Origin of the sequence: Fenollaria timonensis (assembly GCF_001457835.1) — a bacterium.
GTDB classification, from domain to species: Bacteria; Bacillota; Clostridia; order Tissierellales; family Peptoniphilaceae; genus Fenollaria; species Fenollaria timonensis.
On sequence record NZ_LN898229.1, the window covers coordinates 35,764 to 49,469 of the forward strand.

9 protein-coding genes are annotated in these 13,706 nt (G+C 36.8%); 1 reads left to right on the forward strand and 8 read right to left on the reverse strand.

What is annotated here, in order from left to right; translation table 11 throughout:
- The 3 genes from BN3004_RS00205 to BN3004_RS00215 are packed head-to-tail and all read right to left on the reverse strand — an operon-like array spanning window position 1 to window position 6,337.
- Window positions 1-2,928 (reverse strand): UvrD-helicase domain-containing protein, encoded by a 2,928-nt coding sequence (locus BN3004_RS00205; RefSeq protein ID WP_058259300.1) that lies wholly within the window; start codon window positions 2,926-2,928, stop codon window positions 1-3.
- Window positions 2,928-5,387 (reverse strand): PD-(D/E)XK nuclease family protein, encoded by a 2,460-nt coding sequence (locus BN3004_RS00210; protein WP_058259301.1) that lies wholly within the window; start codon window positions 5,385-5,387, stop codon window positions 2,928-2,930. The genes BN3004_RS00205 and BN3004_RS00210 overlap by 1 nt, the downstream gene beginning before the upstream one ends.
- Window positions 5,384-6,337, reverse strand: a complete 954-nt coding sequence (locus tag BN3004_RS00215) for a pseudouridine synthase (protein WP_058259302.1) — start codon at window positions 6,335-6,337, stop codon at window positions 5,384-5,386. Before BN3004_RS00215 ends, BN3004_RS00210 begins: the two co-directional genes overlap by 4 nt.
- Before the next feature lie 89 nt (window positions 6,338-6,426).
- On the opposite strand from BN3004_RS00215, the gene BN3004_RS00220 reads away from it, so the two are divergent.
- Entirely contained in the window at window positions 6,427-7,053 is a 627-nt protein-coding gene (locus BN3004_RS00220; protein ID WP_058259303.1) for a hypothetical protein, read from the forward strand.
- Between the two features lie 39 nt (window positions 7,054-7,092).
- Here the strand turns inward: BN3004_RS00220 and BN3004_RS00225 are convergent, their stop codons facing one another.
- The 5 genes from BN3004_RS00225 to BN3004_RS08175 form a co-directional block, all read right to left on the reverse strand.
- Window positions 7,093-7,743: a DNA alkylation repair protein gene (locus BN3004_RS00225; protein WP_058259304.1), complete on the reverse strand. Its 651-nt coding sequence runs from the start codon at window positions 7,741-7,743 to the stop codon at window positions 7,093-7,095.
- 4 nt (window positions 7,744-7,747) lie between these two features.
- Window positions 7,748-8,221 (reverse strand): pyridoxamine 5'-phosphate oxidase family protein, encoded by a 474-nt coding sequence (locus BN3004_RS00230; RefSeq protein ID WP_058259305.1) that lies wholly within the window; start codon window positions 8,219-8,221, stop codon window positions 7,748-7,750.
- An 11-nt stretch (window positions 8,222-8,232) separates the two neighbouring features.
- Complete coding sequence (locus BN3004_RS00235; RefSeq protein WP_058259306.1) at window positions 8,233-8,970, reverse strand: carbon-nitrogen hydrolase family protein; 738 nt, start codon at window positions 8,968-8,970, stop codon at window positions 8,233-8,235.
- Window positions 8,971-9,047: 77 nt separating this feature from the next.
- Window positions 9,048-12,071 carry a type I restriction endonuclease subunit R gene (locus BN3004_RS00240; RefSeq protein ID WP_058259307.1) on the reverse strand — a complete coding sequence of 1,008 codons (3,024 nt, stop codon included), beginning with the start codon at window positions 12,069-12,071 and terminating at the stop codon, window positions 9,048-9,050.
- 13 nt (window positions 12,072-12,084) lie between these two features.
- Entirely contained in the window at window positions 12,085-13,644 is a 1,560-nt protein-coding gene (locus tag BN3004_RS08175; protein ID WP_349267115.1) for a restriction endonuclease subunit S, read from the reverse strand.
- Window positions 13,645-13,706: the final 62 nt, after the last annotated feature.

Below are 13,706 nucleotides of genomic sequence, written 5' to 3' on the forward strand. Positions count from 1 at the left end.
CTACTCCATATCGATTAATTTATCTCTTGATAGAAGGAATAATTTTGCCCTTGCCTCTTTTTTGAATATCGTCCTCGCAGCCTCCATATACATGGCCATTTGTGTAGCGTAAATGCTCTTTGCGCTTCTTTCGTCAAGGCTAGTGAGCTTGTAGTCGATTATTAGGGCGTGGTCATCGTATACATCCACTCTATCAATAACTCCTGTGTATATTATATCATCTTTAGTATAATAATACTCGAATTCTTTATATGTTTTGGCATTTGTAACTGTTTTGTAAAACTTTTCATAGTTTTTCGCGCATATCATTAGGACTTCTCTTTGCTTTTCGCTAAGCTTATAGCAATCTGCCGTCTCTCTTAAGACCTCGTCAAAGTCCTTGCCCTCATATGCCTCGCAAAATCTGTGAGCCGCTGAGCCAAGATTTTTATTATCATTACTAGCTCCTTCGATAATGTCGCGCTCATCGTCATATACCTTGAATGTGTTTGCACCGAAGTCATATGCGTAGGCAGCACTCGATGGCAGCGGCGCATATGGGCTCTTCCACTTGATCTCTTCCCTCGTTATAAGGTCCTCATCGCTCATAGAAATTTCTTCTTCATCTATATCTAATTCTCTTTCATTAAAGTCAGGCTCTTCACTTATCGCATCGAGCTTATCTATATATGGAATAAAACCGCTCTTGCCACCAGTCTTATAAACGATGAGCTGCTCCTTCGCTCTCGTTAGCATTACATATAGGTTTCTTATCTTTTCTTCTTCATATATGTCCTTGTCATCAGCTTGTGCTTCTTTAAAATTAGAGTAAAGCTCTTTAAATCTTAAAAAGATTTTATCATCAGCAAGTCTTGCAAAACTAAAATCACCAGATCTTTTAAAAGCCATTTGCGCGCAGATAACTACCTTCGCTTCAAGGCCCTTTGCCTTGTGTATGGTCATGATCCTTACTATATCATCTCTTTCGCTGATGTATGACGGCTCTGCTGCGCCTTTCTCGCGTAGTAGAAGAAGCTTATCTGCTAAGGCATCAAAATTCGTTTCGCCCACCTCATAGTAAGCGCTTATATTATCCAAAAAGCTGCGGACATTAGTGTAGCTTTGCGCGCCTCTCTTCCTTATAAGTAGCTTCTCAATATAATGAGTCTCGTCAAAGAAGGCTTTTAAAACCTCATCAAGCCTTTGCTCGTCCCTCATCTTAATATATTTATCTAGCTCTTCCTTGTAATATTTAAAGCCATCCCTATCCTTCGCTAAAAATATTTCGTCGTCATCGATGGTATAAAAGTTTGATCTAAGCAGTGCAATTAATGAAAGTTCGTCCTCATATCTAAGATAATGAATAAAGTTATATATGTCTTCCATTTCATCGCGCTCGTTCAGCGCCTTATTCGCCGTGTTATATACAGGCACTTTGGACCTCTTTAGCGCCTTTTCTATGGCAGCCGAGTCTCTATTGGCACGCACCAAGATAACGATGTCGCCAAAGTTAGTTCCTTGCGCATGCAAATCCATAATCTTGTTAGCAATGGCAGTCGCCTCAAGCTCTCTATCGTTTTTCTCGATGTATTTGATGACCCTTACTTCACTATTATTAATATCGCCCTTAAAAATTAAATCTTCGTACTCATGTATCTCCTCCGCAAAAAGTTTATTCACGCTTGAAATAATTTTTTCGCCAGTCCTATAATTTTCGTTCATGCTTATGGCTGTGGACCTAGTATCATTTAAAAAGTCTTCCTTAACTGACTGATAAAGACTTACGTCCGCGCCTCTAAATGCGTAGATTGACTGCTTAAAGTCACCAACGACGAAGAGCCTGTCTCCGCCAAGTGCCTCGTTAAGCAGATAATAAATTTCCTTTTGTATAGGCGATGTGTCTTGAAACTCATCGACCATGATGTAGCTAAGCTTAGTTTGAAGCGCCTCGCGTACTTCATCACGCTTAAGAAGGTCTCTAAAAAGAATCTCTAAATCGTTAAAGTCAAGTGCCGCCTCTTTCTCTTTAAAGCTCTTGTACTTATTGTGAGCGCTTTCTAATAGAGTAAAGAAATCTTCGTAGCGGCTAAGCATACCCGCTTCAAGCGCTTTAAGTACATAAGAAGCACTTTCTATGATGGCATCGTAATAATCTTTCTTTTTTGCGTTTACACCGATATTATAAGCAAAATCATTAAGCAGATTTAAATCAAGCTGCTCTATCGGCATCTCGCTTAAAGCGTCTATTTCGTCTTTATGTTTATCGATAACGCCATATAGCTTTGAATTTTCTTTTAAATCGTCCCTCACTTCATTAATGGCATCACACATCTTACTAAGAGCAGTTCTTATACTATCTTCATCATATATAGAGCCTACATAATTCAAAGTGTTTTCGCGCAGCTCAGCAAGGTCCATGCCCCTAGTCTTATTAATTATGCTCTTAAAGCTATTAAGAAAATTATCGTCGTAGTTCTTATCAAGTGCCTTAAATAAGTCTTCGTAATTTTTCTCATCAAGCGCCTCTCTCACTGCTCTATCAAGCAGCTCATCCGCTTCATCCTCTTCAATGACATTCGCTCGCGGGTCGATATTTGCAAGTAAAGGAAAGGTCTTTAGCATCTTGAAGGCAAATTGATGAACGGTCGAAACGTTTGCTGAGGGTATATTATTGTAGTAGCTCTTGAAGCTCTCATCAGTCTTTGCCTTCTCGTAGATTAGCTTTGCTACCCTCTCTTTAAGCTCGTTACTTGCCTTCTTTGTAAATGTGATGGCAACTATCGACGAAAGTACTTCGTCAGGCCTTATGCGTGAAAAGTCACCCTTGTCCAAGATATTTACAAATCTATTGACAAGGACAGTGGTCTTACCAGTGCCGGCCGAGGCGTCGAGCAAAACGTTTTTATCTATTGTATCTACAGCTAATTGCTGCTTTTCATTTAAGTTCATCACTCTCTCCCCTTCTTGCACATGCATCTATAATCACAAAAGACTAGGCATTTTTCGTCACTCGCCTCGTCAATGATATTAAAGCTATAAGTCTTAAGCTTTTCCAGTAAAGACCTTATCTCCTCTTCACAAGCATCGGCATCAGCCTTTTTAATATCAAGCTTGCCATTAAGCTTAGTCATAGTAATGAAAGCGGCATCAATATCTACGCCACTATGTTTATAGTAGAGGGCATAGGCCGATAGCTGAAGACTATCTTTATTGATATAATTGCTCTTTTTGTAGTCAAGGACAAGGAGCTTGCCAGACAAAGTATCCTCGTCGACCCTATCGATCTTGCCCTTAATCTTATAACCATCTACGTCTATAGTGATCATTTTTTCTACTTCTTTAACGATGTAATTCGAATTTTTCATTCGCTCTTCATCAAAGACGATAAAGTCCTTGATATAGCTCTCGATATTTTCAAGTTCAAAGCCATAGACATCGGCGTATTCATTAGTTTTTTTAATCATGCTCATGGTCCTATCTAAAAGAGCCTCATCATAGATGACTTTTTCCCCGATAAAGTTTCTGTAATAAAGCTCCAAAACTTTATGCATGTAAGTCCCGATGTTTCTCGCCTTCATATCGACTTCAGCAGGCTCTATGCCATAGATATAGCCAAGTAGCGCCGCATATGGACAGGTCTTGAAAGTCTCTAAAAACGATACAGTTAATTTATTTTTCACAAAATCATCCACCACGCTCATGGCTGAGTAGCTCTCGAGCTTGCCGTTATACTTCGAGATGACGCCCTCTGCCCTAAGCTTATTGATTTCGTCGTAGTTAATGAACTTCGCTGGGCCAATATTTTTGTAAGCATTAATGAATTTCTTTTGCTCATCGCTCGTAGCATGTGAGGCGCTCTTCTCGATAGCTCCAAGGCTCTTCACGCTTATCCACTCATCGATATGAAACTCATTAAAGAAAGATGAGGCACCTTGATCCGCGTCCGCACTCGTTCTTGCCGAGTAAGTCATGGTAATCTTTTCATCAGCTGCTTTAAAAAGTTTTTTCATGAGGTTCTTAGATAGCCTCGACATTTTTTCTTTCTTGTCAAAGCCAGTCTCTGCGTATATATTGTCAAGCAAAAAGTTTTCACTCATGCTCTTAGGAAAGCTATCCATATTCATGCCGATTATGTAGATTAGTTTATAGTGCCTTAGCGTATCAAAGTCAGCTGAGTATATGGATATGCCAAAAGGAAGTCTGTCCTTTTCTCTGTAAACTTCATATTTAAAAGCTAATTTGAGTAGCTCGATCCACTTCTCTTTGCTAATGGCCTTGCCATAGATATCTTCGATTGCGGCGATTATTTTTTTAAATTTATCTAAGAGCATTTCATCAGCTGTGTAAGTATTAATACGTTCAAAAATCGATTCGCCCGTCATATGGTATTCGCTCGGCATATGGCATTCGCCCGACATAAGGCTTCCGCTCGTCATAGGGCTTTCGCTCGCAGCAATATCGGCAAATAATTTATCTTGCCAAACTAGGTCCCTTAAGTGAAATACACTGTTCTTATTCACGGGCATCTCATAGGCGCCTAGCATATCCATTAAAGCTCTTTCCTCTGATTTATCCATTATGTAGATAAGGGCATCGCCATAAGCATAGCCGTCCTTCAATACCTTTTCCTTTATATCGGTCAAGGCATAGTCAAGCTCGGCCTCGATTGAGTCCGCGCGCACAAAATTTATTCCAGCTGTGTGGGTAATCTCTTTATTAAATAAATTTTTCGATATTTTTTCAAAATGACTGTCGCCTTCATCATCAAGATAAAATTCATTTGCTTTTTCTTTTAAGTAAGTGACTAGCTCATCTGAAGCAAAATCCTCTTCGATGAAAAATTTTACATTTTTGTCAAATTTTTTTGCCATATCAATCAAGTGCATTAGCTTTTTACTCATCTCGTTAAAGCCAATAAAGTATATGGCCTTTGCTTCTTTTATCTTTAAGTCATCAAGCTCAACGCTTTCATTCATGCCAAGGTAGCCGCCCTTCTTAAGAAATGCCTCGTAGTCCTCGTAAATCTTCTTGTACTCGCCGCCCTTTTCTAATAAGTCAATATCATTAGCGCTTGCATCCTTAATTGCTTCAAAGATCAAATCCATATACGATGGATAATTTAAAAATGGCATCTCGCCTTTGTTCATCTCAATCACTTGCTTAATGATTAGGCGCATACTAAGCTCAGATAGAAATTTGTAATTGCCCTTTGCTTCTCTTAAATAAAAGTCATCTACACTCAAAACACTTGTGTTTACAAGCGCGCCAAGCCTCTTTAGTCCCTCTTGCACTATGAAGTCTTTGTACTCAGTATTTTTAGTTATAATAATAGTTTTGCCGCCCTCATCCATTTGCATCGTGCTAAATAAATTTTTTACGTCTTTCTTCGTTTCATATACGGTCATCATTTGAACAAAACCTCCTTCACCTTATCATAAGCACTCCAGCTATTAGCATAGAAATCTTTATTCGATAAATAGCTAAAGAAACCATCTAGCTCTGGAAAAGCGATTTTGTATGAGTACAAAAGCTGATTGTTAATTATATGCGCAAGCCTTGCATTAAGCGCCGCATCGCCATACTTCCTGTCACCTACAATCGGGTGCTTAAGCGTTTTTAGATGGAAACGTATTTGATGAGTCTTGCCAGTTAATAAAAGTACCTCAAGCTCAGTAAAATTGTTTTTCATCGCTATGGTCTTAAAGTGCGTGATCATCTCAGCACCATCATCAGAGAGCTTCATCATATTCTTATTCTCGTTCTTTTCGTAGCCCACTTCAAATGTTTCGTCTACATCAAAATTACCTTTGACTATGGTTTTGTAATATTTATTAATCTTTCTATCTTTGATAAGCTTAGTCATCTCTTTAAGTGCTTCGTAGTTTTTGCAGCCAATCAAAAGACCCTTAGTGTTCCTGTCAAGCCTATTGGCAAGGGCGGGTCTAAAAGTATTTTCATTACGAGGAGAGAATTCTTTTTTGTCGATGAGATACTTTATAAAGCTATCGACAACGTTTTTCTCAAAGCCATCCTTAGTCGCGTGACTTAATACACCCTCATCCTTATCGATGATGGCTATGTTTTCATCCTCATAAACTATATTTAAATCAATGATATTTGTGTTGAACTTCTTTGGCGCCTCGCTAAATTTCTCGAAAGTCTCGTCCGAGAAAAATACTTTTATCACGTCACCTGTCATGACCCTCTTGTCACCACTCGCCTTTTTGCCGTTCAAAACTATATTTTTCTTCCTAAGCATCTTCATGAGGAAGGACTTCGTCGCGTTCGGAAAAAACTTCACAAGGAAGCGATCTAGTCTTTGATCATTATCATTTTCATTAATTTTTATCTCTTTCATCATTTTCACCTTTTATTTTGCTATAATATATGATATAATTATAATACAAAGTATAAAAAAAAGAAAGTTTCAAAATAAGAGGTGTAATAATGAATTTTTGGGAAAAATTTAAAGACTTTTTGTATAACTCGATTGATTACATAATTATGCTCATAGTAATCATAGCTGTTGTATGTATAATCAGCTGGAGACTTGACATCTTGTTTGTGAACAACGGTGCTAACTCTACTCTAACAAAAAACATTGAGAATAATAATGACGACAAAAAGGTCGTTGAAAATATAGACGGTAATCAAAACACTGAAGCTAATAGCGAAGATAATGGCGAAAAGCTTCCAGAAACTGCAGGAAACGCTGATGGATCAGATGAAGAAGCGCCTGTAGAAACAGCAGGGGACGAAAAGCCAGCTGATGAAGAAGCGCCTACAGAGACTGCAGGAGACACAAACGAAGAAAAACCAGCCGAGGAAAAACCTCAAGAAGAAAAACCAGCTGAAACAGGTGGAACTATCGAAGTTAATATACCTGCTAAGTCCTTGCCAGGCGAGATAGGTAAGATACTTGAACAACAAGGCGTTGTATCGAGTGCAACAGACTTCGTTAACAAGTGCGTTGAGCTAAAGCTTGACACAAAACTTAAATCAGGTAAATTCACTTTTAATAAGGGAGCAAGCCTTGACGATGTCGTTAAGATTATCGCACAAGTTAAGAAATAAGATAAAAGCCAGAGTTTAGTCTCTGGCTTTCTTAGTATATTACTTTTTGAGTGACTCGCGTATCTTTTGCCGAGTCATCTTTTTTATCTCCATGCTAATGGACTCGCTTGATAAAAACTCATCTACTTTAGCTTTGTCGGTGAAGTATAGCTCACAAAGTAGCCACGCCGCCGCCATATTGACATAGTAAGCGTCTAGGCTTATGCTCTTAAGCGCATCAAGAATTTTTTCTATGTGAGCTGAGTCATTATATTTTTTATTCATTATAACTAGGCCAAGGCGAATAGTGTATTCATCAGAGCTATGCACATAGCTTAGAGCCTTTTGAAAAGCTTTGTTAATATGTGCTTCATCAATAATTATTTCGCCTGCAATTAAGTCCGTCACTTCCCAGTTATCAATGTATGGCAGGAATGCATCGAGCGCGTCCATAGCTTTATCAAAGCTATCGCTCATCTTAAAAAGACATAAAGCATATAAAAGTTTTTCCTCTCTATAATAAAATTTCGCTTCATTAAATATATCAAGATTTTCTTCTTTCCTTATTTCACGAGCTAAGCGTCTTAAGTCCCCCATACGCACGCCGATGATAGTATCTTTCTCGATAGTCGGAACAAGTTTAGCTATAAAGTCCCTATACTTATCATCTGCATTTGCATTTAGCTCACGAACTACGTCTTTATAAGTCATCGTTTTACGCCTTCGCCTTGCAAGTTAAGTCTTTCACGCAAATTTTAAAAACGCGCGTCCTAGGTATAGCGGCTCTTGCATAAACAAATTTTTCACTCGGCATATGATACTTTTGCACTAAAATTTCAAGTGCCGCCTCTTTCTCATCATAATCATGAAGCTCATACACCTCGCCCCTACCTATGATGGACTCATAATTCATAGTGCAGTAGCCACGCTCCTTGTCCATGATAAGCTTGTGATTAGTACTCATTTGGAAGCTCACAGCCGCCCCGTCCTTAAGATAATCATACTTTTTTCCTTCAGTCGCACCGTGAATGTATAAAGTGATTTCGCCACTATTTTCACTCACGCCAAAGTTCACAGCTAAGATGTATGGAGCTACCTCATCATTAAAGGCAAGAACTACATCGTCACAGTCTTTCATTATTCTAAGTATTTCATTTATATCCGTAACTTCTCTATCTGCTCTTCTCATATTGTAACTCCTTAATTAATTTCAATTTTAAGTACCGCTTCAGCGCCCGATGTAACCTCTTTAATAATTTTGCCACCATCAAAATAACAAGCGCCGCCCTTAGATATATATGGCTCATCAAAATCGTAGCAAACAGAATTTACATATAGTACAGGCGATTTTAATTTCTCGGCTTGCACTGCGTACTCAAATTTATCTTCTTCGTTCCAAACGCGCGGCTCGAAGTCCGTATAAACCGGCCAAAGCACTAGATCCTTCTCAATGGCTCCCGCCTTTTCTATGAGCTCTTCGTGCCAAAAGTCACCGCATATACCGACAAGAACTCTTTTGCCACCAAAATTAAATGTGTGAAAGCCATCACCCTCCTTGTAGTGAGCGTCCGCTATTGGCTCCTTCCAGCCATCAGATACGCGTCTAAAGACATCAATTACATCACCAGCCTTGCCAATGGTGATCTGCGATGAGTAAAGAGCTTCATCCGATTTTTCTATCATACCAAAGCTCACCGCAATAGAATTTTCCCTCGCAGCAAATTTTATTTCCTTAATAATATCATCGTCTAGACCTATGGCAATGGTCTTGTCCTTTTCATAGTCCCAAGACAGAGCCTCAAAACCATGTAAGAACGACTCGCCAAAGACAAGTAGGTCCGCCTTGTGAGCGTATTCACGCATTGCTTTTATAATTATGAGTTTGTTATGTTCAAGGTCTTTAGTTTTAAACGCTAAAGACATTAGACTAATCTTCATACTATGACCCCCTTTTATTAATTATATCATAAATGGCATAAAAAATTCGTGAGACTTGCCCACGAATCTTTTTTACATTAAATTCCTACGAATATATTAACTATAGCATCAATCTTAGCAAGCACTTCGCCCTTTTTCTTCTCTCTTAGTCCGCCGCGTCTTGATGTTGGAGGAAGTATACTGTCAAGCTCATCGCCTGCGTAATCAACATATCCCTTGGCGATGGACTTTTCTATAAAACGTTTTGCGTCATTATTAAGCTTTTCATTGCTTATTAGCTCATCAACATTTTTTTCTTTTTCTTTTCTAGCAAATTCGTAAAAGCTTTCGACTATATCGTCATTAGTCTTTAGCTCAGAAAGCCTAGTCGAATTGATATAACTCATGATAAGTTCTTCCTTAGCTCTAGTACCAAGACTTGATCTAATAGCTCTTTTAACCTCGGCTTTAAGGACTTCTATGTCATCATGTTCCTTGTACTTTTCAAGTATAAGCTTAAGAATGTAATCGAGATTGATCTCATCAGTCTTAAGTAAATCGATTTGAAACTCAACGTCAGAGAAATCAATATCGGTTTTTTGTGCATCATCATAATTTCTTCTCTTAGTAATATTCTCTCTAATATCAACATAGACGCTCTTCATGTCCTGCATAAGTCTTTCGGATATAATCTTGTCAACATTTTGAAACTCATCGAAGTTTCTCAAGATGTTCTCAGACTTAAGCAGCTCTCCAAACAATTGAACAAATTCTTTTTTATCTGCGTCAAGCTCTATCTCAGTTGGTTCAGGGAATTTTTGAACAAGCTCATTAGATATTTCGATGTAGCCTTTAATCACCTTACCACTATCTTTATCTTTAAATCCATTCATATAGTCCTCAAAACTATTTTCTAAGATAATGTTTACGCTGTTCTCATCGCCAAAAGTTTTGATGGCGTCCTCAGTCGCTTTCTCTAAATCCCTAAAGCAAACAATGTTGCCAAAGGCTTTTACCTTATTTAATATACGATTAGTCCTTGAAAACGCTTGAATAAGTCCGTGATACCTAAGATTTTTATCAACAAAAAGTGTATTAAGTGTAGGTGCGTCAAAACCTGTTAAGAACATGCCGACAACGATAAGCAAATCGACCTCTTTCTCCTTAACCCTTCTTGATAAGTCTTTATAATAGTTTTGGAACTCGCCCGCTTCAGTTGAGTAATTAGTTCCGAAACTTTTGTTATAGTCAGCAATTATCCTGTCCAAAAACTCTTTTGCACTCGAGTTCATTGCACTTGGATTGAAATTTTCATCAGCTATTTCTCCGATGGATGCTTGCTCTTCATTAGCTTGAAAGCTAAATATACTAGCGACCTTTAATTTTTTATCCTCAGGCAAATCCATTTGCTGCTTTTCAAACTCTTCGTAATATAATTTCGCTGCTTCAACGCTTTGTACCGCAAACATCGCATTAAAACCAAAATACCTTTTTTCTTTTTTCTCGTAACAAACATTCCTGTGAGTTTTTATGTCATATACATCCAAAATATATTTACTAATCTCAGAAATTCTTTCAGGATGAAGAAGCATTTTGCTTTCGTATTTTTTAAGCTCTTTCTCATCGCTTTCTTTTTCAGCCTCTTTGAACTTGCTCTTAATATTGTTGTAGTCAACCTTAAATTTTAGAACTTTTCCATCACGAATCGCGTCAGTAATTACATACGAGTGCAGCTGAGCACCAAATATAGACGAAGTCGTTTCACCCGTTAAAGAGTTTTCTGCAAATATTGGCGTACCAGTAAATCCGAATTGGTAGTACTTTTTAAAACTTCTTCTAATATTTTTTTGTGCATCGCCAAATTGTGATCTGTGGCACTCATCATATATAAGTACACACTCTTTTTCATAAATCTCATGTTCTGGATATTTTTTAACAAATTCATTAAGCTTTTGAATGGTTGTCACCACTATCCTGTTATCATCCTTTTCAATGGATTTCTTTAGCTCTTTAGTATCCTTGCTGCCATTGACAGAGTCCTCTTGAAATTTTTTATACTCATTCATAGTTTGATAGTCCAAATCTTTTCTGTCAACGACAAAGAAAACTTTATCGATGAAGTCCAAGTCAGTCGCAAGCCTAGCTGTTTTAAATGAAGTTAGCGTTTTACCAGAACCAGTTGTATGCCAGATAAATCCGCCAGCCGCAGCTGAGCCATAGCTTTTATTTTCATGAGACGATTTAATCTTCCAAAGAATCCTCTCAGTCGCCGCGATTTGATATGGCCTCATAATCATAAGAACGTTTTGCGAGTTAAATACACAGTACTTAGTTAAAACCTCTAAGATGACCCTCTTCTCAAAGAAAGTCTTAGTAAAGTCGACTAAATCGTGTATAGACTTGTTCTTGGCGTCAGCCCACTCACAAGTGAACTCGTAATTATTTTTGTTTCTCTCAAGAGTGTTCGCAAAGTACCTTGTTAATGTGCCGTTGGATATAACAAAAATTTGTACAAACTTATATAAAGAGCTGTCAGCGTTAAAACTTTCTTTAGAATATCTGTGAATTTCATTAAATGCTTCCCTTATGTTGACGCCACGCTTTTTAAGCTCGATATGAACTAAAGGTAAGCCATTGACTAGTATAGTCACATCATATCTAGTCTTCTTTTTACCTTCTTGAGCAAATTGATTCATCACTTGCATATAATTATTATGAATATTTTTCTTATCAATGATTTTAATATTTTTCAAATCACCGTTATCAAATTTAAAGTCGTAGATGTAGTTCTCTTGAATTTTTCTAGTTTTTTCGACAATACCATCATTAGGCGCATCAAGATACTCACGAAGAAAACGTCTCCACTCGTCGTCAGTAAATGAAACCTTATTAAGCTTTTCAATCTTGTCCCTTAAATTCCTGTAAAGGTCCTCATTCGAGCTCGCCTTAAACCTTTCGTAGCCTTGAGAAATTAAATTTTCAATCAGTTCCCTCTCAAGATCCGCCTCGCTTTGGTATGCCTTGTCATGAGCCGAACTTTCTTTTTCATACTTAGCTAGTATGATGCCGCCCGTCATCTCGGCAATGGCAGACGAGCCATAGTTTTTTAATTCTTCGCTCATAAAATCACCTCATTTATTTTTCAAATGTCAATAGTTTTTCCCTGTAGTACTCATATTGTTTTTCACGTAATTCAATCTCGCGCCTTAAGCCCTCAGTAGTTGATTGGCTTAGCGCCTCAAATTTATCAAGAATTGATACAATATATTCTTGAATTGGCAATGGTGGAATTAATATTTTAATTTTTTCCATATCCTTAGTTGATAGTTCAATAACTTTAACACCTCTTGCCAACATATTCTTTTGTCTTATGAAATAATTTGCTCCATTAAATACATGTGACAAATACTTTGGATTTTCATTATGTCTAAATATAGCTGCATGTCCACCAGTTACAACACTTTCATTACCTAAATATGCCACAGTTTTCATTACATCTTCAATATTTTCAGATGTTTTTGCAATTACTAAATCGCCAGTATAAACTTTTTTAAGCTTCTCTGCATTTTGCACAGTTACTTTCACAATTGGGTTTCTTACACACAAATTATATCTAGTATATATATGTCCATAATGGATTGCTCCAACACTTCCTTTTTCGTTAAATATACTCTTAGGCATTCCCTTTCCATTTTCAAACGTGCCTATCTTACCTAATGATTTATATCTAAGTTCAAAAACTTTTGCTCCAACTAATTTGCCTGCTTGGGTCAATAGTCTTATGTAGTCACTACTTAATACTTGGTACCCCCCCCTAGTACGTTCAGTGTCGAATGTTAAGAGCTTTTCGCGGTAGTGTTCATATTGTTTTTGCCTTTTTTCAATCTCATCTGGAAGTAGTCCACTTACATTTTGAGTAAGCTCTTGAAATTTATCAAGAATTTCAACAACTTGATCTTGTATATAGATGTTTGGCAATGGAATTTTATAATTATCTGTAACCCCAGTTGCAATTTGTGGTAATTTTCCACTTATTGCATTATCCCTAAAATATTTTAAATTATTTTTTAAAATATAATATAAATATTTAATATTTAGCTTGCTCTCATCTAAACTTGAATAAGACCACATTTCATTCTTATGCGTAAATTCTTTATCATAATATTCAAAGTCAATATTACCTCTAGACTTAACAATGACGCTTGGCTTATTAATAACATTTTCTTCACCAACTTCATCTTTATTAAGCATAGCGCTTGTATTGCCCCCAGCAAATACTTTTACGCTTGAAAAATTATTATTTAGCTCATTCATTTCTTTAGCAGTTATCTTAATTCCTCTTTGTCTTAGACATATGTCAGTAATTTTTTCATAAGATAAATACCTTGTGTTATCAGATTTATAATAGTTAATTATTGCTTTATTTAAGTACTCTTCACTCAATAATTTGTCTCTATAAAACTCATACTGTTTATTTCTTAAATTAACTTCTTTTTGTAATTCTTGTTTAATATTTTCTTTATAATTAGTAAATTTATCAAGATAATTTACAATTTTTTCTTGTGTTTTTAATGATGGAATTGGAATTAAAATATTTTTTATAATACTTAAGTTTAAACTAGTAAGCGCACCTTGACCCATTTTTTTTATTTTTTCATAATTACTAGATATATAATAATTATAAATTGCAACAATAAGTTAGCCACCCAGACATCATATAGACTAAATGTATAGTATAGCTTAAAAGTATTTATTTT